Raw genomic sequence first — 19,703 nt, forward strand, 5'->3', positions numbered from 1 at the left:
CAACCCGATGAACGCACCTACCTCTTCGGCCGTACTGGCCCCCACCGTCAAGCTGCTGATCGGCGGCCAGTTCGTCGAGTCCAAGACCACCGAGTGGCGTGACGTGGTGAACCCGGCCACGCAACAGGTGCTGGCCCGTGTGCCGTTTGCAACGGCCGAAGAGATCGATGCCGCCGTGGCCTCGGCCAAGGACGCCTTCAAGACCTGGAAGAAGACCCCCATCGGCACCCGTGCCCGCATCTTCCTCAAGTACCAGCAGCTGATCCGCGAGAACATTGCCGAGCTGGCCGCTATCCTGACGGCCGAGCAGGGCAAGACCCTGCCCGACGCCGAAGGGGATGTGTTCCGCGGCCTCGAAGTGGTGGAGCACGCCGCCAGCATCGGCAACCTGCAGTTGGGCGAGCTGGCCAACAACGTGGCCGGTGGCGTGGACACCTACACCCTGCTGCAGCCGCTCGGTGTGTGCGCCGGCATCACGCCCTTCAACTTCCCGGCGATGATCCCGCTGTGGATGTTCCCCATGGCGATCGCCACGGGCAACACCTTCGTGCTCAAGCCCTCCGAGCAGGACCCGATGGTGACCATGCGCCTGGTGGAGCTGGCGCTGGAAGCCGGCATTCCACCCGGCGTGCTCAACGTGATCCACGGCGGCGAAATGGCCGTGAACGCGATCTGCGACCACAAGGACATCAAGGCCGTATCGTTCGTGGGCTCCACCAAGGTGGGCACGCATGTGTACAACCGCGCCACCCTGGCCGGCAAGCGTGCGCAGTGCATGATGGGCGCCAAGAACCACGCCATCATCCTGCCCGACGCGAACAAGGAGCAGACGCTCAACGCCATTGCCGGCGCCGCATTCGGCGCTGCCGGCCAGCGCTGCATGGCACTGCCCGTGGTGGTGCTGGTGGGCGAGTCGCAAAAGTGGATTCCCGAGCTGGTGGCCAAGGCCAAGACGCTCAAGATCAACGGCGGCACCGAAAAGGGCACCGACGTGGGCCCGCTGGTGTCCTGCGCCGCCCTGGAGCGCGTGGAGAGCCTGATCGAACGCGGCATTGCCGACGGCGCCACGCTGGAACTCGATGGCCGCAAGCCCACGGTGCCCGGCTACGAAAAGGGCAACTTCGTGGGCCCGACCATCTTCTCGAACGTTCAGCCCGGCATGGCCATCTATGACCAGGAAATCTTCGGCCCCGTGCTGGCCCTGGTGCCTGCAGCCGACATCGACGAAGCCATCGAGTTCATCAACAGCAACCCCAACGGCAACGGCACGGCCATCTTCACCCAATCGGGTGCCGCAGCGCGCAAGTTCCAGGAAGAGATCGACGTGGGCCAGGTCGGCATCAACGTGCCAATCCCGGTGCCGGTGCCGCTGTTCTCGTTCACGGGCTCGCGCGCGTCCAAGCTCGGCGACCTGGGCCCCTACGGCAAGCAGGTGGTGATGTTCTACACCCAGACCAAGACCGTGACGGCCCGCTGGTTCGACGACAGCACCACCTCGCATGGTGTGAACACCACGATCAGCCTGAAGTAAAAATGGCCCCAGGCGGCGCTGTGCGTTGTGAGGGCATGGCTGGCAGGGCATGGTGAAATCGGCTGCATGTACCGAGATCCATTGCCCTCCCCGCCAGCCACCATGGCGCGCCTTGCTGCCCAGGCCATTGCCTGCGCCCTGCCCTTGCTCATGGGTCCATCCATCGCACTCGCCCAGGCCGGTGCCGCCTGCCGGCAAGGCGGCACGGTGGCCGAGACCAATGCCTGCGCGGTGCAGGATTTCCAGGCGGCAGACACCACCATGGCCGTGCTCTACGGCGACGTGATGCGCGCGCTGTCGGCGCATGAGCGCCCGCAGCTGCGCCAGGAGCACTCGGCTTGGCTGCGCGCGCGCACCACGCAGTGCAAGCAGGCCACGCGTGCCAGCGAGCAGCAGCCCGAAGGGCCCCGGCTTTACCACGAGTGCCTGACCCGCGAGACGCAGGAGCGCCGCAAGGGGCTGATGCGCTGGCTCAGCATGGACAGCCCCGCCAAGCCTTGAGCGCATTGCCCCAACAGAACAACAAAGACGACAGCGAGACAGACACCATGGACTTTGAGCTCTCCGAAGAACAACGCGCCTTTGCCCAGACGGCCCGCGACTTTGCGCGGGCCGAGTTCGCGCCTCACGCGGCGCACTGGGACGCCGAAGGCATCTTCCCCAAGGAGGCCATTGCCAAGGCCGGCGAGCTGGGCTTTTGCGGCCTGTATGCGCCCGAGGCTGCGGGCGGCCTGGCCCTGCCGCGGCTCGATGCCACGCTGGTCTTCGAGGAAATGGCGGCGGTGGACCCGTCCACCACGGCCTTCATCACCATCCACAACATGGCGACCTGGATGCTGGGCACCTGGGCCACGCCGGCCGTGCGCGACCACTGGGGCCCGCTGCTGACCACCGGCGAAAAGCTCGCCTCGTACTGCCTGACGGAGCCCGGCGCGGGCTCGGACGCGGCCTCGCTCAAGACCCGGGCCGAGCTGGTGGGGCATGAGTACGTGATCAATGGCGCGAAGGCCTTCATCTCGGGCGCGGGCGCCACCGACGTGCTGGTGCTCATGGCCCGCACGGGCGATGCGGCCTCGGGTGCGGGGGGCATCTCGGCCTTCGTGGTGCCGGCAGATGCGCCGGGCGTCAGCTACGGCAAGAAGGAAGAGAAGATGGGCTGGAACAGCCAGCCCACGCGCACCATCAGCTTCGACAACGTGCGCATTGCGGCCGACCACCTGCTCGGCCGCGAGGGCGAGGGCTTCAAGATTGCCATGAAGGGCCTGGACGGCGGTCGCATCAACATCGCCACCTGCTCGGTGGGCGCGGCCCAGGGCGCGCTCACGCAGGCGCAACAGTACATGCACGACCGCAAGCAGTTCGGCAAGCCGATTGCGAGCTTCCAGGCGCTACAGTTCAAGCTGGCCGACATGGTCACCGAGCTAGTGGCCGCGCGCCAGATGGTGCGCATGGCCGCCAGCAAGCTCGACGCGGGCGACCCGAATGCGAGCACCTACTGCGCCATGGCCAAGCGCTTTGCCACCGATGCGGGCTTTACCGTGTGCAACGAGGCGCTGCAGTTGCATGGCGGCTACGGCTACATCCGCGAGTACCCGCTGGAGCGGCTGCTGCGCGATGCGCGCGTGCACCAGATCCTGGAGGGCACCAACGAGATCATGCGCGTGATCATTGCGCGGCGCATGCTCGACGGCGATGCCCCTGACGTGATCCGCTGAGCCCGCCGAACCCATGCCCGCCCGCCCCCTTTCCGACGAGACCCTGCACCTGATCGACGCCGTGCGCGCCGCGCTGGCGCAGCGCAGCGATGGGGACGAGCGCACCATGTTCGGCTGCTATTGCTTCTTCGTGGATGGCAAGCTGTGCATCGGCGTCAAAGGCGAAGAGCTGCTGGTGCGCCTGCCGCCGGACCGCCACCCGGAGTTCCAGGAAATGCAGAACACGCGCGAGCTGTCGCCCGGTGGCGGCATGAAGGGCTACTTCTGGATCGAGCCCAATGGCTACGCCACGCGCACGCAGTGGAGCTTCTGGATCGACACGGCCCTGGCATACAACCCCCAGGCCAAGGCCACGCCGCCGCGCAAGTCGGCCGCTGCCAAGGCCAGCCCGGCCACAAAAAAGCCAGGCACCGCCACCAAAAAGAAGCCAGCGACCAAGCGCCACAGCATCTTCGAGGCCGACGACTGACGCGCCACCCAGGAAGCCACCACCATGCCACTTCGCATCGTCCGCCTCGGCACCCCGCGTGCCCCCGGTGAAGGCACCCGCATCGGCACCGTGCGCCGGCCGCCGCGCGGTGTGCCCAAGGCCGAGTTCGGCAGCCAGAACTGGTACGACGTGTGGTACCCCCTGCTCTCGCCCAGCGCCGAACTCATGGCCCAAGGCCAGCAGGCGCAGAGCGACAAGGAGTGGCAAGCCTTCGTGAAGCAGTTCCGCAAGGAACTGGCCCAGCCCGAGACCAGCCGCACGCTGGACCTGCTGGCCACCCTTTCGCACCATGGTGCCATGTCGGTCGGCTGCTACTGCGAGAGCGAGGCGCGCTGCCACCGCTCCGTGCTGCGTGAGGAACTCGCCGGCCGGGGCGCAGACATCGCCACGGATTGACCCCCTTTCCACATCACAACGACACCAAGGAGATACGAACATGAAAATCGCATTCATCGGTCTGGGCAACATGGGCGGCCCCATGGCCGTGAACCTGCACAAGGCGGGCCACGAAGTCCGGGCCTTCGACCTTTCGCACCCCGCGCGCGACAAGCTGGCCGCCGATGGCGTGGGCATCGCGGCCGATGCCTCAGCCGCCGTGCAGGGCGCCGAAGTGGTCATCAGCATGCTGCCCGCCAGCCAGCATGTGGACAGCCTGTTCCTGGGCACCGGCGAGCTGCTGGCCCAGCTGCCGGCCGGCACGCTGGTGATCGACTGCTCGACCATCGCCGCCGCCACCTCGCGCAAGGTGGCCGAGGCCGCCAAGGCCAAGGGCGTGGCCTTCATCGACGCGCCGGTATCGGGCGGCACGGGCGGCGCCATTGCCGGCACGCTGACCTTCATGGTCGGCGGCGACGAGGCTGACCTGGAGCGTGCGCGCCCCGTGCTCGAAAAAATGGGCGCCAATATCTTCCACGCCGGTGGCGTGGGCGCGGGCCAGACGGCCAAGATCTGCAACAACATGCTGCTGGGCATTTTGATGGCCGGCACCAGCGAAGCGATTGCCCTGGGTGTGGCCAATGGCCTGGACCCCAAGGTGCTGTCGGAGATCATGCGCCGCAGCTCGGGCGGCAACTGGGCACTCGAAAAATACAACCCCATGCCCGGCGTGATGGAGACCGCGCCTGCCAGCAAGGGCTACGCCGGCGGCTTCGGCACCGACCTGATGCTCAAGGACCTGGGCCTGGCGCAGGAGAATGCCGCCGCCGTGAAGGCCGCCACGCCCCTGGGCGGCCTGGCGCGCAACCTGTATGCGGCGCACAGCCTGGCGGGCCATGGCGCGCTGGATTTCTCCAGCATCATCAAGTCCGTGCAAAAGAAGGGCTGAGGCCCGGCACCGGCGTGCCGGTGCCTTTTTTCAACTGCCGCGCGGGTTGAGCACCATGGAGTCGCGCTTGATCTCCACGTCGAACTGGCGCAGGAAGTTCTGGCCCAGCAGGGCGTCGTCTTCGCTCTCGCCGGTGTAGCCCGTGCCCACGCGCAGGCCAGAAACCGCAAGGTTGCGCGCGGTGATGGAGTCGGAGACCGAGACCTTGCCCTCGCGGTTGCCATTGGCCGTGCGGAAGGTGGTGGGCACACCGCCCGTGAGGCCGGCCTTTTTCGCCACCGCATCGGTCACCGCGATCAGGCTCGCGCCTGTGTCCACCATGAAGTTCACCGGCACCCCGTTGACGGTACCCGCCACGCGGAAATGGCCGTCGTTGTGGCGCGGTATCACCAGCGAGCCGGTGGAAGTGACGGTGGCACCGCGCGGCGCCATGAATTGCTTCATGCCGAAGTACAGAAGCCCCATGACCACCAGCCAGAAGGCCAGGATGGCCAGGGTGTTGGTGCGCAGTGCGCGGCGCGTCTGGTCGTCCGCTGGGGATGGTCGCAGGTAGTCGTGTTCTTCGCCCATGGGCCTGGCATTCAAATGCAGAGCCCCAAATCATAGGGCAGCTGCGAACCGCCGCCGGGCAGCAATGTCCTCATCAACTGGCGGGCTGCGCGCCGCGCAGGAACTGCTGCTCGAACACATCGGCCGGCACGGGCCGGCTGTAGAGAAAGCCCTGGATCTCGTCGCAGCCCAGCAGTGCCAGCAGGCGAGACTGCTCCTCGGTCTCCACCCCTTCGGCCACGACCTTGAGCCCCAGCGAATGGCCCAGGTTGATGATGGTGGACACCAGCGCGCTGCCCTTGGGGCCGGCGGCGATGTGCAGGATGAACGAGCGGTCGATCTTGAGCGTGTCGAGCGGCAGCCGGGCCAGGTAGCTCAGCGAGGAAAAGCCGGTGCCGAAATCGTCCATGGCCACGGTGATGCCCATCTCGCGGATGGCGTGCAGGCTCTGGGTGCTGTGCTGCACGTCGTCCATCACCATGCTCTCGGTGATCTCCAGCTCCAGCCCGGCAGCAGCCTCTGGGCCGTGCGCCACAGCCGCGCGCACCTGTTCGATGAAACCCCGGTGGCGCAGCTGCAAGAAGGAGACATTCACCGCCACCCGTATTGGCGCCAGGCCTGCGGCGCGCCAGCGCAGGTTGTCGGCCAGCGCCTGGCCCAGGGCCCAGCGGCCCACGTCGTAGATCAGGCCGGTCTCTTCGAGGATGGGGATGAACTGCCCCGGCGGCACCAGGCCGCGCCGCGGGTCGTTCCAGCGGATCAGGGCCTCGGCGCCGGTCACCTCGCCGCTGGCCAGGTGCAGCTTGGGCTGGTAGTGCAGCACGAACTCGCCGCGCTCCAGCGCTTCGCGCAGGTGGTTCTCCAGGCTCAGCGCCTCGGCCACGCGCAGATTCATCTCCGAGGTGTAGAACATCAGCGCGTCGGCCGAGGCCTTGGCCTTCTTGAGCGCGGCCTCGGCATTGCGCAGCAGCGCCTCGGCATCGCCGCCATCCATGGGGAACAGGGCCACGCCCGCCTTCGCAGTGATGCGCAGCTCCTGCGTGCCCAGCTGGAAGGGCTCGTCGAAGCAGGCGCGCACCAGGTGGTCCACGGCCATGGCCACCGCACTCGCATCGCGCGCCTCGCACACGGCCACGCCAAAGCTGTTGACGCCAATGCGCGCCAGCATGTCCATCGCACTGGCATGCAACTGCAGGCGCTGCGCCACCAGCTTGAGCAGCTCGTCGCCCAGCGAGCGCCCCAGCGTGTCGTTGACGATGCGAAAGCGGTTCACGTCGATCAGCGCCACCCCCAGGAAGGGCGCACCCTGCGGCCGGTGGCCCTCGCGCGCACGCATGTGCTGGTTCACGCGGTCCAGAAACAGCGTGCGGTTGGGCAAGGTGGTGATGTCATCGTAGTAGGCCAGGTAGTTCAGGCGGTCGGATTTTTCGAGGTGGTCAAGCGCAAAGCTGATGTCGCCGGCCAGCTCGCCCAGGAGCTTCATCTCGGTGGCATCGAAGAAGCTGGCCTCGTCGGAAAACAGCGCCATTACGCCCACCACCTCGTGTGCCACCAGCAGGGGCAGCACGGCCAGGGAGGCCACCGAACGGGCCTGCAGCCTGGCCGGCAGCAGCACCCGGGGATCGCCTTCGACCTGGTCGCAGACCACGGCGCGCTTTTCTCGCACCACCGTGGCCGTGAGGCTGTAGACGCCCGAGGGCTCGTCCGCATACGACAGGCGGCCGGCAAGGTCGTCGAAGAAGTCCGGGTCGGTGCCGGCGATGGCCATGGGAATCACCTGCTGCGCCGCGCGGTCGACCCGGCCGATCCAGGCCATGCGGAACTTCCCGTGCCGCACCGCGATGTCGCAGGACTGGGCAAACAGCTCCTGGCGGCTGCGCATGCGCACCAGCAGCGTGCTGATGCCGCTGAGCACGGCATAGACGCGGTTGAGGCGCTTGATCTTGTGCTCGGCCTCGCGCCGCTCGGTGATGTCCTCGCCCAGGCAGGCGATGCCCATAGCCTCGCCATCGACGGAGCGCAGCACCGTGTTGTTCCAGTACACCAGCCGGCGCCCGCCGGACCGCGTAAGGATCTCCTGCTCGAAATGCCAGGCGGCCGGCCGGTCGGCCAGCATGTCCTCGAACCCCCGCTGCATGCCGTCCATGCCCGGCGGCAGGAACAGCTCGAACCAGTTGCGCCCGAAGATCTCGCCGCGCTCCCAGCCCGTCAGGCGCAGCAGGCAGTCGTTGCAGTAGGTGATGCAGCCGTTGCGGTCCAGCATCAGCGAGGCCATCTCGACCTTGTCGAGCAGTTCGTTGAAGCGCCGGTCGCTCTCGCGCAGCGCTTCTTCGGCCCGCTTTTGCGCCGTGACATCCTGGATGGTGTTGAACCAGCGCAAGCCTTCGGGGGCAGCGCCTTCGCCGGGCAGCGGCTCCATCACCTGGCGCAGGTGCAAGAGCGCCCCATCGGCACGCCACAGGCGGTAGGTGAAGTCCATGCGCACGCCTTCGCGCACCGCCTGCAAGGCCATGCTGCGCACCAGTGCACGGTCGTCGGCGTACACCATGCCGATCCATTCCCGGGCAGACGCCGGCATGGTGTTCGGGTCGCGCCGCAGCATCTGCGCCAGCGTGGCGGGCCAGCTCTCGAACTGCCCGCCCGGTCCGCTGATGATGTGGGTGATCTTGGCCAGCACCTGCGCCCGGTGCAATCTGGCCTCGCTGGCACGCAGCTCCTCCAGGGCCCGCCGGCGCTCGATCACCTCGATGTGCAGTTGCTCGGCATGGCGCTGCACCTCCAGGTAGAGGCTGCCGTTTTCATAGATGCGCCCCACCTGGGCCGCCAGGATGGACAGGATGCGTTCGTCCTCGGCGCTGAAGTGGTCGGCACCCTCCTTGTTGGCCAGGCAGATCCAGCCATAGGACGAAGCCAGCGAAGTGACCGGCGCCTCCAGCGCGCAGTACAGCGGCGGGTAGCCCTGCGGCAGACCCGCCATGGTGGGGTCGCCGCCGGGGTTGAGCAGCCGCTGCGAGCGGCGCTCCGTCTGCAGCCGCCCCAGCAGGCCTGACGAGGCATCGGGCGCAGGCAGCGAGCGCGCCAGCACCGGGTCGATGCCACTGGTGCACACCAGCGACGCATCGCCCGGCTTGCGCACGGCGCACAGCACGGCGTACTGGGCGCCTATGAGTTCGCGTGCTCCCGTGCAGACCTTGTTGAGCAGCATGGCCGGGTCGCGCTCGGAGGCCAGCTGCAGATTGAGCTCGGTGAGCGCCGCCAGCCGGCGGTTGGTGGCCTCCAGCTCCACCACGTTGCCCCGCAGCTTGTCGGTCACCAGGCGCAGGTGCTGGGAGCGGAAGGCTGGCTCCACGACCGGGGGTGCGCCCTCGAAGCCGCGAGCCGCCTGCGCCAGCGTGCGTTCGATGGCGCGCAGGATGTCCTGCGGCTCGCAGGGCTTGACCAGCACCTCCGAGACGCCTCCGGCCAGCGCCAGGCTGCGCGCCTGCTCCCCCTGGTAGTGGGCACTGTAGAAGATGACCCGGGTGGCCGCCAGCGCGGGATCGGAGCGCAGCTGGCGCACGAACTCGTAGCCGTCCATGGTGGGCATGAGGATGTCCGAGATCACCAGCGCCGGCCGCTCGGCGCGCACCAGAGCCAGCGCCTGCGCACCGTCCACGGCCTCCAGGGCCTCATGGCCGCCATGCCGCACCAGCGTGACGACCAGGGCCCGGTTGGGGGCCTGGTCGTCCACGACGAGGATCTTTGCCATGGCTGCCGCCCTCCTTGCTTGTGGATCACCGCGGCGGGCGTACCGCCCGCGATGACGGCGAGAGATAGGCCTCGACCTGGCGCACGAAGCGCTCCGGGTCGATGGGCTTGGAGATGTGGTCCTGGAAGCCCACCTCCAGCGCCTTCTCCCTGTCTCCGGGCATGGAAAAAGCCGTCACGGCGACCAGCGGAGCCCGGCGCCAGCCGGGGTCGGCATGCAGCAGCCTGGCCACCTCGTAACCGTCCATGACCGGCATCTGCAGGTCCGACAGGATGAGATCGGGCCCATGCTCCAGCGCGGCGCGCACGCCATCGCGCCCGTTGGACGCGCTGTAGACCTGGTAGCCATCGGCCTCCAGCAGGTAAGTCACCAGCATGCGGCTGGCTTCGTCGTCTTCGATGACCAGGATGCGGGCGGTCATCCCTGGGCTCCCGGCAAATCAAGAATGAAGGTACTGCCCTCGCCTGGCCGGCTGTGCAGCGTGATGTCGCCGCCCAGCGCCTGGGCGAGCTTGCGGCTCAGGTGCAGGCCCAGGCCCGAACCCTCCTGGTGCCGCTCGGCACCCTCCACCCGGGAGAACGGCTCGAACAGCCGCGACTGGTCCGCCAGGGGGATGCCGGGCCCGGTGTCCTGCACGCGCAGGCTCAGCCGCGGGCTGGCCGGGTCCGGCGCATCGAGCTGCACCAGCACCTGACCCTGGCCCGTGAACTTGATGGCATTGCCCACCAGGTTGATGGCCACCTGGGCGAGGGCGCGCCGGTCGGTGCGGACAAGGACTGCATGCTCGGGCATGCTCACCACGAAGGCCAGGCCTTTGCGCTGCGCATCAGGGCCCAAGGTCGCAGCCACCTCCTCCACCACTGCGCAGCAATCCACCATCTCCCACTGAAGCACGTGCTTGCCATCGCGCAGCTTGGCCACGTCCAGCAGGTCATTGATCAGCGACAGCAGGTGGCGCGCGCCCGTCTGCACGATGCGCAGCTGCTTTTCCTGCTCGGCGTTGAGGGGCCCCGGCAAGCGCATGAGCAGGGTGCCGGTGAAGCCGATGACGGCATTCAGCGGCGTGCGCAGCTCGTGCGACATGCTGGCCAGGAAGCGGTCCTTGACCAGCGCGGCGTTCTCCAGCTCCAGGTTCTTGTCGCGCAGCGCCTGCTCGAAGCGCTTGCGCTCGGTCACGTCGCGGATGGCACTGGAGACGAACAGCCCCTCTTCGGTCTCCAGCGGGCTCAGGCTGATCTCGACCGGAAACTCGGAGCCATCCTTGCGCAGGCCGTACAGGTCCAGACCTGCCCCCATGGAGCGGGTGCGCGGCTCGGTGAAGAACCCCCCTCGGTGCCGCGGGTGCTGGCCGCGGTGGCGCGTGGGCACCAGCAGCTCGATCGGCTGGCCCAGCAGCTCCTCGCGCGCCCAGCCGAACAATTTGACGGCCTGGGAGTTGACCAGCACGATGTTCCCATCCCGGTCCACGATCACCATGGCATCGGGCGCCGATTCGAGCAGGTCGCGGAACTTCTGGTCGGCCTTCTTGCGCGCCGTGATGTCGCGGATGGCGCTCATCACCATGGTGCCCTCTTCCGTTTCCAGTGGACTCAGGCTGATTTCCACCGGAAACTCGCTGCCGTCGCTGCGCACACCATACAGCTCCAGACCCGCCCCCATGGTGCGCGTGCGCGGCTGGACGAAAAAGCCGCTGCGGTGCCCCAGGTGGGCGTTGCGGTAGCGCTGGGGCAGCAGCACCTCGACCGCCTGCCCCAGCAACTGGGCCCGGGGGTAGCCGAATACCCGCTCGGCCTGCGAGTTCACGAGCACGATGCGCCCGGTGGCGTTGACCATCACGATGGCATCGGGCGTGGATTCGAGCAGGTCGCGAAAGCGCGCCTCGACCAGCTTGGCATCGCGCAGCACCTTGAGCTGGGTGACGTCCTTCTTGCTCGACAGAAAGTAGGCCAGTTGACCGCCCTCGCCAAAGACAGCCCGGGTGGACACGTTCACATGGACCAGCGAGCCATCCTTGCGCCGGCGCACCGACTCGTGCACGGACACGCCGGACTGCAGGGCTTCGGCGCAGATCGACTCCTCGTCGTGTACCTGGTCCGGCGGCACAATCAGCTGTGCCAGGCTGCGGCCCCGGGCCTCGGCCTCGGTGTAGCCGAAGGTGGCTTCCGCTGCCGGGTTCCAGTGCAGGACAGCACCGTCCGGCGCGATGACCAGCAGCGCGTCAGGATTGTGCTCCCAGTAGGCCCCGGAGAAATCAGATGCCATACAGCCCTTTTCGTGAAGGGGCCTGGCCGTCGCTCACCCCCCTGCCCCCCGTTGGAAACATCTTAGGCATGCCTTGCGCAAAACGCCAAGCCAAATATTCCCCGGGCGGGTTGCAGGCAGGCCCCGCCCTGTGCAGGACGACCGCAGGCACGGGGTTCGCCGCAGGCACCGCAGGTATCTGCAGGCGGTACCGCAGCAGGGAGGATCGCCGAGTGCGCGGATCCTGCAGGATACTTGGGCACCCCCACACCCGCCTCAAAGGACCCCATGGGCATGTTCACCCGCAACCTGCAGGCAGCACCCTTCGGTGCCCTGTCCGCCGAAGGCCAGTCCAAGGTCTGGGAAGGAACGGTCGGCATTGCCCACCTGGGCGACGGATTTGCCCTGCGCGTGCATGGCGCCAAACAGGGGCCGACGGCAGCGCAGGCCCAGGCTTTCTCGCGCTTGCTCGCCAATGCCCGGCAGATCCGCGACGACGCCACCCCGGCGCTCGTTGCCTTTCTGCTCGAATGCGAGGTGGTGCCACCGGGGGTTGCATTGAATGAAGGCACGCTCTGGGGCTTTCTGACGCCCTGCTTCATCGAAGTGCATCCCGACCACGGCCCGGGGGCCACGCAAAGTGCCTGCTCGGTGGGCTACGAGATTCCCTGGGAGCCAAGCCAGCTCGTCCACATCAACACCGCCAACGGTGCCTTCACCGACGTGCATTCGGAGTGACCATGGTGGCGCCATTCGACCGCCTGCGCCCGCTGCTCGCCCCCTGGGGCCACCTGCAACCCCAGCCCGCCAGCGACTGGCAAGGGCCCTTCCCTCTGCCCGCCATCGTGGAGGCCTTCTACCGCGAGGTGGGGCCCTGGGGCGAGACCTGGCATGCGTCGGTAGGCCCGGTGGGCCTCGCCATCAACGCGGGGGGCAACCCGGTGGACGTGCCGCCGCTGCACAAGCTCTGGGCACGGCAGGACGGCTATGCCTGGTCACGCAACCCCGACAACCCGATCAAGGGCTGGCCTGCACACTGGCTGGTGATCGCGCAGGAAGGCGCCAACCCATTCATCCTGGACCGCAACGACGGTAGCGTCTGGTTCGACATGGCGGGACGAGGAAACTTCAACGACCCGAACCGTTTTGCCGATGACCTGCCCACCGCGCTGGGCGCCATCGCCACGGTGGCCAACGCCCTGGCGGCCCTGGGCGACGATGCGCTCGACGACACCTATGAGCTCAAGGCCAGCAGCCGCGCGCAGGTGGCGCACGTGCTCGCGGCATTCACCGGCAGCGAAGCCACCGCGCAAGGCATGCTGCAGGCGTGGCGGTGGTACCTGTGAGCCTGGCGCAGCCGCTTGGTGCGCCGACCGCAGGCATGCAGGGAAAGGCCTTGGCTCAGCTCAGTCGGCGCGCGTTCTCGGCGTAGATGGCCAGGTAGATCGAGTCGGAGCCCACGTAGGGTGCCTTGCTGCCAAAGCCGACATTGAAGTCGCCGAACGAGAGCGAGCGGATACCCGCCAGGCCATTGCGCAGCTTGTCGCGGGTCAGGTCCTTGCCCGCGTTCTTCAGGCCTTCGATCATGATCTGGGCATTGACCCAGCCTTCCAGGGAGCTGCCGCTGTTGATGAAGGCGGCATTGGCACCCGTGGCCTTCATGGTGCTCTGGAACTTGCGCACCACCACCGACTTTTGCGAATTCGCGTCCGGGAACACCTGCACCAGGGCCATGCCGCGCGTGGCGGCGGCCAGCTTGGGCAGCTCCGACGAGATCACCGTGACCGACAGGCCGGCCAGCGGCACGCCGGCCGCCTTGGCACGGAATGGCAGCACGAAAGCCGTGTTGGCCGTGCCGGTGGTGGCCAGCAGCACGGCGCCCGGGCGCTCTGCGGCCACCTTCTCGGCCAGCTCGGCACCATTCTTGCCGTCCACCGCCAGGGCGAATTCGCCGGCGCGCTCGACCTTGATCTCATCGAGCGCGCGCGACATGTCCTTGAGCACTTCCTTGCCAAAGGGGTTGTCCAGGTAGACCACGGAAATGCGCTTGAGGCCCATCTCCACCACCTGCTTGACCAGGCGCTGGGTTTCGTCGCGGTAGCTCGGGCGCACGAAGAACACGTTGCGCTGCTCGGCCGAGCGCAGCGAGGGCGCACCCGTGATGGGGCCCACGGTGGGGATGCCCTTGCCTTCGATCAGCGGCAGGATGGCGGCCGTGTTGGCCGTTCCCAGGGGCGAGATCAGCGCGAAGATGGACTGCGCCTCCAGCATCTGCGTCACGTTCTGCAGGGTGCGGCTGGCGACGTAGGCATCGTCCTTGGCGTCCATGCGGATCTCGCGGCCGTGCACGCCGCCGGCCTGGTTCAGCTCGGCAAACGCGGCCTTCATGCCCGCCACCTGCTCGATGCCGGCCTGGCCCAGCGGCCCGGTCAGGGCAATGGAGCAGCCCAGGTTGATGTGCCTGGCCGACATCGGTTCTTCGGCAGCGCTCGCCGTGGAAGCCCACACAGGCAGGCTGGTGGCCGCAGCCATCTGGGTGGCGCGCAGGAGAAAGTGACGACGGCTCATGATGTGAAGGTGCCCGGAGAATTGTGCAAAGGTGGCGCAGGCTACAGGCACGGCCCGTGACAACTTGTCCGGTCTGCGACAGTCTGTCGCACAAAGCGCACAATTTTGGGGCATGCCCCCTGAACCAGGCGTAGCCCGATCAGGCTTGCAGCAACTGCGGCAGCAGGGTTGCCGACGTACCGCGCAGCACGGCATCTGCGGCATCGTCGAGTTCGCTGGGGGCGGGGTTGACCACGACCACACGGGCACCGACCGCACGCGCCTGGCGCGCCAGGCCTGCAGCCGGGTACACGGCGCCTGCCGTGCCGGCGACCAGCATGAGGTCGCAATCCTGCGCCGCCCGCTCAGCGGCCTCGAACACGGCCAGCGGCAGCATTTCACCAAACCACACCACGCCGGGGCGCAGCCGGTTGCCACAGCGGTCGCAATGCGGCGGGCTGCCGGCCACTGCATCGTCGATGTGGCAGCAGTTGCGCGGCGTGTCGAGCCAGCGGTTGGCGAACAGATCGCCATGCAGGCACAGCACGCCCGTGCTGCCCGCGCGCTGGTGCAGGCCATCCACGTTCTGGGTGATCAGCGTGAGCCGCCCCGGGTGGGCCGCTTGGAAGGCCGCCAGCGCCAGGTGCCCGGCGTTGGGCGCCACGCCCTCCATCAACTGGCGCCGGTGCTGGTACCAGTTCCAGACCCGCTCGGGATGGGCGCGAAAGCCCTCCTCGGTGGCCATGTCCTCGGCGCGGAACTGGGCCCAGTAGCCCGTCTGCGCATCGCGAAAGGTGGGCACGCCCGATTCGGCGCTCACGCCCGCGCCGGTGAGCACGGCGATGTGCCGGGCCTCCTGCACCCAGGCGCGCACGGTGTCCAGGCGATCCTCCTGCATACGGTCAAGTCCTCTGGCGCAGCGCCTCGTAGAGGCAGACGCCGCTGGCGACAGACACATTGAGGCTTTCCACCGCGCCCTTCATGGGGATGCTGACCAGCTCGTCGCAGGTCTTGCGCGTGAGCTGGCGCATGCCGTCGCCCTCGGCGCCCAGCACCAGGGCCACGGGGCCCTTCAAGTCCACCTGGTAGACGGTCTTGGGCGCATCGTCGCTGGTGCCTATGCACCAGATGTTGCGCTCCTTGAGCTCGCCCAGGGTGCGCGCCAGGTTGGTGACCATGAAGTAGGGCATGGTTTCGGCCGCTCCGCTGGCGACCTTGGCCACCGTGGCATTGATGCCCACGGCGTGGTCCTTGGGGGCGATGACGGCATGGGCACCGGCACCATCGGCCACGCGCAGGCAGGCGCCCAGGTTGTGCGGGTCGGTCACGCCGTCGAGCACCAGCAGCAGCGGGTTCTCGACGCCAGCGGCTTCGAGGTTCTCCAGCAGCTCGTCGAGCGAGGTGATCTGGGCCACGGGCTCCACCCGCGCCGCCACGCCCTGGTGGCCATGGCTGCCGGCCAGCTTGGCGATGCGCTCGCTGTCAGCTTCGATCAGGCGGGCACCGGCCTCGCGGGCCCGGTCGAGGAACTGGCGCATGCGCGCATCGCGCCGCGTGACCTCGTAGTAGATCTCGATGACGGATTTGGGCGCGGTCTTCAGACGCACGCCCACGGCGTGGAAGCCGAAAAGAACTTTGGGGGAAGACATGCCCTGATTATCGACTGGACGAAGCTGATTCCCTATCAGCTGTCGATGGCGCTGTAGGCCCATGCAACTGGCGCGTCAAGGCCAGTGCCACCGTGGAACTGGCTTTGCCAGGCCACCGGTGGCGTCCCCCTTCCAGGGAGAAGGCGCGAAGCGCCTCAGGGGGTAGCCTAGTTCTCAGCAACCTGCCCGGCATCAATGGTGATGCGCCGCTCACAGCGCGCGGCGATGCCGCGGTCGTGCGTGACCAGTACCAGCGTGGTGCCCTGCTCGCGGTTGAGCTCGAACATGAGCTGCATGATGGTCTCGCCCGTCGCAAAGTCCAGGCTGCCCGTGGGCTCGTCGGCCAGCAGCACGGCCGGGTGCACCACGAAGGCTCGCGCCAGCGCCACGCGCTGCTGCTCGCCGCCCGAGAGCACCTTGGGATAGTGCGAAAGGCGCTGGCCCAGGCCCACGCGGGCCAGCATGTCGGCAGCGGCCTTGCGCGCGTCGCGCCGGTTGGCCAGCTCCAGCGGCAGCATCACGTTCTCCAGCGCGGTGAGGTTGCCCATGAGCTGGAAGCTCTGGAACACGAAGCCCACCTTCTGCGCGCGCAGCGCGGCGCGCTCGTCCTCGTCGATGGCGAAGAGGTCATGGCCGTCCAGGCGCACCGTGCCGCGCGTGGGCGTATCGAGCCCGGCGATGATGGACAGGAGCGTGCTCTTGCCAGAGCCCGAAGCCCCCACGATGGCCGCAGTTTCCCTTGGCGCCAGGCGGAAATCGATATCCCGCAGAATGTCCAGCGTACCGGTCGAATCCGTGACCGACTTGAAGACATGCTCGACGGCAATAATGGGGGTCACGGGCGATGGGGAAGATTCGGACATGAAAGGTTCTTTGCTTTGATTCGACATCTGCAGTATCGGCGCCACTTTATCCTCTCGGCGGGCATCCTGGGTTTGGCAGGGGTTTGCGCCCCCGTAGCCTGGGCACAGGCGCCTGCATCTTCCGCGCCAGGCGCGCCCGCCATTCTGGTGCTGGGCGATTCGCTGAGCGCCGAGTACGGCCTGGCGCGCGGCGCCGGCTGGGTGGCCCTCCTGGAAAAGCGGCTGCAGGAGGAAAAGATCGAGCGCCGCGTGGTCAATGCCAGCGTGAGCGGCGAGACCACCTCGGGCGGGCGCTCACGCCTGGCCGCCCTGCTGACCCAGCACAAGCCTGCCGTGGTGGTGATCGAGCTCGGCGGCAATGACGCGCTGCGCGGCCTGCCGCTCAAGAACACCGAAGAGAATCTGAGCGCCATGACCGATGCGGCGCAAAAGGCCGGGGCCAAGGTCTTGCTGGTGGGGATGCAGGTGCCGCCGAACTATGGCACCGACTACGCGAACCGGTTTGCCGGCCTGTTCACCACCGTGGCCCAGGCCAAAAAAGTGGCCGTGGTGCCGTTTTTCCTCAAGGGCGTGGCCGATGGCCCGGACCCTACCCGCCTGTTCCAGGCAGACCGCATTCACCCGCGTGCAGAGGCGCACCCGCAGATGCTGGCCAACGTGTGGCCAGAGCTGAAAAAGCTGCTGCGCTGAGCGCCGTGCTGCCGGACCCGCCTGCGGCCATTGAGGCGCGGCAGGGTGCCGGACACGGCGATCGAAGACTCAGCCGCCTGGTGCGCCCGTGGGCTGGTTGCCGCCCGGTGCGCCATCGCCATTGCCACCGGCTGGCTGGTCACCCTGTGGGTCATCCGGCCTGCGCTGGGTTTTGGAGCGCAGCTTCTCTTCTTTTTTTTGCTTTTTTGCGAGCTCGCGCTGGCGCTTTTCGTATCCGTAGTTGGGTGTTGCCAAGGTGTTTGCTTCCTGAAGTAGAGGCCCACTGTAACAGCTAGGCCTGTGTTTGCCGACATACCCCCGCGCCCGTCAAGCGGGGGCAAAGGCCCGCTGCAGGGACTGCTGCAGGTCCTGGCGCAGGTCCTCCACCGCCTCCAGGCCGATGGAAAACCGCACCAGCGTCCCGGGCTTCAGGTGCGCCGTGGGCCGGCCGCGCATGCGCGCCAGCTCATAAGGAACCACAAGGCTCATGGGCCCACCCCAGCTGTAGCCCAGCTTGAACAGGCGCAGGCCGTCGCAGAAGGCGTCGACTTGGTCCTGGCCGAAGCGCGCATCGATCACCACGCTGAACAGGCCGGCCGCCGCGCCCGCACCGCCATAGGCTGCGCCGCACAGCGCCTTCCAGTGGTCATGGCCCGGCGCACCGGCCAATGCCGGGTGCAGCACCTGGGCGATGGCGGGCTGGGCCTGCATCCAGGACGCCAGGGAGCGCGCCGCCTCGTCGTGCGCGCGGTAGCGCAGGCCGATGCTGGGCAGCGAGCGCAACACCGCCTCGGCATCGTTGCCACCGACGCCCAGGCCCAGGCGCATGTGGGTGAGCTTGAGCTGCATGTGCAGCGCCTCGTCGCGCGTAACGATGCTGCCCATGAGCACATCGCCGCCGCCACTGGGGTACTTGGTCAGGGCATGGGCCGAGATATCCACGCCCAGGCTGCCGTCGCCCAGCAGGTCGAACGGCGCGAACGCCAGGCCCGCGCCCCAGGTGTTGTCCAGCGCCGTCATGACGCCGCGCGCGCGGCAAATGCGCACCTGCTCGCACAGGTCGGGGAATTCCATGGTGACCGAGCCGGCCGCTTCAAGCCAGACCAGGCGGGTGGCAGGCGTGATGCGCGCGGCCAGATCGGCCGGATCGAGCGGGTCGTAGACCGCATGCGTGATGCCGAAGCGGCGCAGCTCGCCGTGGATCAGGTCCTTGCTCGGGCCATAGACATTGTCGGGAATCAGCAGTTCATCGCCGGGCTTGAGCAGCGCCAGTGCCACATTGGCAATCGCTGCCAGTCCGCTCGGGACCAACAGGCACTGCAGGCCACCCTCCAGGGCGCACAGGCGCTCTTCGAGGATGAAGGTGGTGGGGGTGCCATGCAGGCCGTAGGTGTAGCCGCTCTTGTCCTTCCACTCGCGGCTGCGCATGGCGGCCACGTTGGGGAAGATCACGGTCGAGGCCTTGTAGACGGCAGTCTGGGGGGCCTGAAAACCCGCAGGCGGAAGGTAATCGTGGTGGACGAGGCGGGAGGCGATGTCGGTGGCATGGTCTTGCATGCAGCCAATGGTAGCGCGCCGCACAAGGATCACCTTGTGCGGCGCGGCTCTTTTGCCATGGCCCCTGTTCGGGGGCAGGCAAAGGCCAGGGCATGGCCGATGGCTTGAATTGCACGCATTACTTGCATGGGCGGTCTTCGAATGCCAGTCCTCGCAATGAAGATGAAGGAGGCAGCCTGCTCGCTGCCCGACTGGCGGGTCGCAAGTCCATCCCTGCCCGGTGCGCGTGGGGTCCGGTATCTTTACAGTCCCGGGGCCCGGTGCAAGCCGTCAGGTACGGCTGTGCCTTAGCTCGGTGTGACGGTCAACTGGTTGTTGACCGAGGTAACGCCCTTCACGGCGGTGGCAATCGTCTCGGCACGCTCCTTGGCGGCAGGCGTGGTGGCGGGGCCGTTCAGCGTCACGGAACCATTGACGGTGTCCACATTGATCTTGATGGCGCTCAGGTCAGGATCCTTGGCCAGGCCGGCAGAGACCTGGGCTGTGATGGTGGCGTCGTCGATTTTTTCCATCGCGGTCTGCGAGCCTTGCTCCATCTTGTTGCCGGCACTTTGCATGGCGCTCTCGGCCTTGATGCGGGCTTCGGTGGCCGCCTGCTCGGTGCGGTCAACGGCCGAGTCCAGGCGCTGGCCCACGGTGGCGTCTTCGGTCTTGCTGCAAGCAGCCAGACCCAGCGCCAGAGCGCTGACGGCCAGCACGCTGGCGATGCGGTGAAGGGGGCGCTGAGCGGTAGTTGCGGTGTTCATGGGAAAGCTCCTTGCGGGTTGAAACATGCTTCGTACTTTAGGCAAACCGACGC

The 19,703-nt window shown here is 67.6% G+C and carries 20 protein-coding genes; 9 read left to right on the forward strand and 11 right to left on the reverse strand.

Annotated elements, in window-relative coordinates; all coding sequences use genetic code 11:
- Positions 1–7 precede the first annotated feature (7 nt).
- The 6 genes from ACSQ3Y_RS22510 (at position 8) to mmsB (ending at position 5,060) form a co-directional block, all read left to right on the forward strand.
- Complete coding sequence (locus tag ACSQ3Y_RS22510) at positions 8–1,531, forward strand: CoA-acylating methylmalonate-semialdehyde dehydrogenase (protein WP_436178950.1); 1,524 nt, start codon at positions 8–10, stop codon at positions 1,529–1,531.
- Positions 1,532–1,633: 102 nt separating this feature from the next.
- Positions 1,634–2,032, forward strand: a complete 399-nt coding sequence (locus ACSQ3Y_RS22515; protein ID WP_436178951.1) for a lysozyme inhibitor LprI family protein — start codon at positions 1,634–1,636, stop codon at positions 2,030–2,032.
- A 47-nt stretch (positions 2,033–2,079) separates the two neighbouring features.
- The gene (locus ACSQ3Y_RS22520) at positions 2,080–3,246 is read left to right on the forward strand and encodes an acyl-CoA dehydrogenase family protein (RefSeq protein ID WP_436178952.1); all 1,167 of its coding nucleotides are present in this window, start codon (positions 2,080–2,082) and stop codon (positions 3,244–3,246) included.
- Between the two features lie 13 nt (positions 3,247–3,259).
- Positions 3,260–3,715, forward strand: a complete 456-nt coding sequence (locus tag ACSQ3Y_RS22525; protein ID WP_057203743.1) for a TfoX/Sxy family protein — start codon at positions 3,260–3,262, stop codon at positions 3,713–3,715.
- A gap of 24 nt (positions 3,716–3,739) precedes the next feature.
- On the forward strand, positions 3,740–4,132 hold the full coding sequence (locus ACSQ3Y_RS22530; RefSeq protein WP_057203744.1) for a DUF488 domain-containing protein: 393 nt from the start codon (positions 3,740–3,742) through the stop codon (positions 4,130–4,132).
- 40 nt (positions 4,133–4,172) lie between these two features.
- The gene (gene mmsB / locus ACSQ3Y_RS22535) at positions 4,173–5,060 is read left to right on the forward strand and encodes a 3-hydroxyisobutyrate dehydrogenase (RefSeq protein WP_436178953.1); all 888 of its coding nucleotides are present in this window, start codon (positions 4,173–4,175) and stop codon (positions 5,058–5,060) included.
- A 30-nt stretch (positions 5,061–5,090) separates the two neighbouring features.
- On the opposite strand, the gene ACSQ3Y_RS22540 is transcribed toward mmsB, so the two are convergent.
- The 4 genes from ACSQ3Y_RS22540 to ACSQ3Y_RS22555 all read right to left on the reverse strand — a co-directional run bounded on the left by ACSQ3Y_RS22540 (position 5,091) and on the right by ACSQ3Y_RS22555 (position 11,619).
- Positions 5,091–5,630: a retropepsin-like aspartic protease family protein gene (locus tag ACSQ3Y_RS22540; RefSeq protein WP_436178954.1), complete on the reverse strand. Its 540-nt coding sequence runs from the start codon at positions 5,628–5,630 to the stop codon at positions 5,091–5,093.
- A gap of 73 nt (positions 5,631–5,703) precedes the next feature.
- Entirely contained in the window at positions 5,704–9,357 is a 3,654-nt protein-coding gene (locus ACSQ3Y_RS22545; RefSeq protein ID WP_436178955.1) for an EAL domain-containing protein, read from the reverse strand.
- 25 nt (positions 9,358–9,382) lie between these two features.
- Complete coding sequence (locus ACSQ3Y_RS22550) at positions 9,383–9,778, reverse strand: response regulator (protein WP_057203747.1); 396 nt, start codon at positions 9,776–9,778, stop codon at positions 9,383–9,385.
- The gene (locus ACSQ3Y_RS22555) at positions 9,775–11,619 is read right to left on the reverse strand and encodes a sensor histidine kinase (RefSeq protein ID WP_057269738.1); all 1,845 of its coding nucleotides are present in this window, start codon (positions 11,617–11,619) and stop codon (positions 9,775–9,777) included. Before ACSQ3Y_RS22555 ends, ACSQ3Y_RS22550 begins: the two co-directional genes overlap by 4 nt.
- A gap of 273 nt (positions 11,620–11,892) precedes the next feature.
- Here ACSQ3Y_RS22555 and ACSQ3Y_RS22560 point away from each other — a divergent pair, with 273 nt between their 5' ends.
- Both ACSQ3Y_RS22560 and ACSQ3Y_RS22565 read left to right on the forward strand, forming a co-directional pair.
- Positions 11,893–12,336, forward strand: a complete 444-nt coding sequence (locus ACSQ3Y_RS22560) for a hypothetical protein (protein ID WP_157412603.1) — start codon at positions 11,893–11,895, stop codon at positions 12,334–12,336.
- A gap of 2 nt (positions 12,337–12,338) precedes the next feature.
- Positions 12,339–12,944, forward strand: a complete 606-nt coding sequence (locus ACSQ3Y_RS22565) for a hypothetical protein (protein WP_057203750.1) — start codon at positions 12,339–12,341, stop codon at positions 12,942–12,944.
- A 55-nt stretch (positions 12,945–12,999) separates the two neighbouring features.
- Here the strand turns inward: ACSQ3Y_RS22565 and ACSQ3Y_RS22570 are convergent, their stop codons facing one another.
- The 4 genes from ACSQ3Y_RS22570 to ACSQ3Y_RS22585 form a co-directional block, all read right to left on the reverse strand.
- Entirely contained in the window at positions 13,000–14,166 is a 1,167-nt protein-coding gene (locus ACSQ3Y_RS22570) for an ABC transporter substrate-binding protein (protein WP_057203751.1), read from the reverse strand.
- 139 nt (positions 14,167–14,305) lie between these two features.
- Positions 14,306–15,043 carry an SIR2 family NAD-dependent protein deacylase gene (locus ACSQ3Y_RS22575; RefSeq protein WP_057203752.1) on the reverse strand — a complete coding sequence of 246 codons (738 nt, stop codon included), beginning with the start codon at positions 15,041–15,043 and terminating at the stop codon, positions 14,306–14,308.
- Positions 15,044–15,047: 4 nt separating this feature from the next.
- Complete coding sequence (gene rlmB / locus ACSQ3Y_RS22580; RefSeq protein WP_007859295.1) at positions 15,048–15,794, reverse strand: 23S rRNA (guanosine(2251)-2'-O)-methyltransferase RlmB; 747 nt, start codon at positions 15,792–15,794, stop codon at positions 15,048–15,050.
- 167 nt (positions 15,795–15,961) lie between these two features.
- On the reverse strand, positions 15,962–16,657 hold the full coding sequence (locus ACSQ3Y_RS22585; RefSeq protein WP_007859298.1) for an ABC transporter ATP-binding protein: 696 nt from the start codon (positions 16,655–16,657) through the stop codon (positions 15,962–15,964).
- Positions 16,658–16,672: 15 nt separating this feature from the next.
- Between ACSQ3Y_RS22585 and ACSQ3Y_RS22590 the strand changes: the two genes are divergently transcribed.
- The gene (locus ACSQ3Y_RS22590) at positions 16,673–17,347 is read left to right on the forward strand and encodes an arylesterase (RefSeq protein ID WP_436178956.1); all 675 of its coding nucleotides are present in this window, start codon (positions 16,673–16,675) and stop codon (positions 17,345–17,347) included.
- Between the two features lie 69 nt (positions 17,348–17,416).
- On the opposite strand, the gene ACSQ3Y_RS22595 is transcribed toward ACSQ3Y_RS22590, so the two are convergent.
- The 3 genes from ACSQ3Y_RS22595 to ACSQ3Y_RS22605 form a co-directional block, all read right to left on the reverse strand.
- Positions 17,417–17,602 (reverse strand): hypothetical protein, encoded by a 186-nt coding sequence (locus ACSQ3Y_RS22595; protein ID WP_057203754.1) that lies wholly within the window; start codon positions 17,600–17,602, stop codon positions 17,417–17,419.
- A gap of 72 nt (positions 17,603–17,674) precedes the next feature.
- A complete protein-coding gene (locus ACSQ3Y_RS22600; protein ID WP_436178957.1) occupies positions 17,675–18,904 on the reverse strand; it encodes a PLP-dependent transferase in 1,230 nt (409 codons plus the stop codon).
- Positions 18,905–19,191: 287 nt separating this feature from the next.
- Positions 19,192–19,650: a BON domain-containing protein gene (locus ACSQ3Y_RS22605; protein WP_057203755.1), complete on the reverse strand. Its 459-nt coding sequence runs from the start codon at positions 19,648–19,650 to the stop codon at positions 19,192–19,194.
- Positions 19,651–19,703 lie beyond the last annotated feature (53 nt).

It is taken from the genome of Acidovorax sp. LjRoot66 (genome assembly GCF_964253305.1).
Taxonomy (GTDB): Bacteria; Pseudomonadota; Gammaproteobacteria; order Burkholderiales; family Burkholderiaceae_C; genus Acidovorax.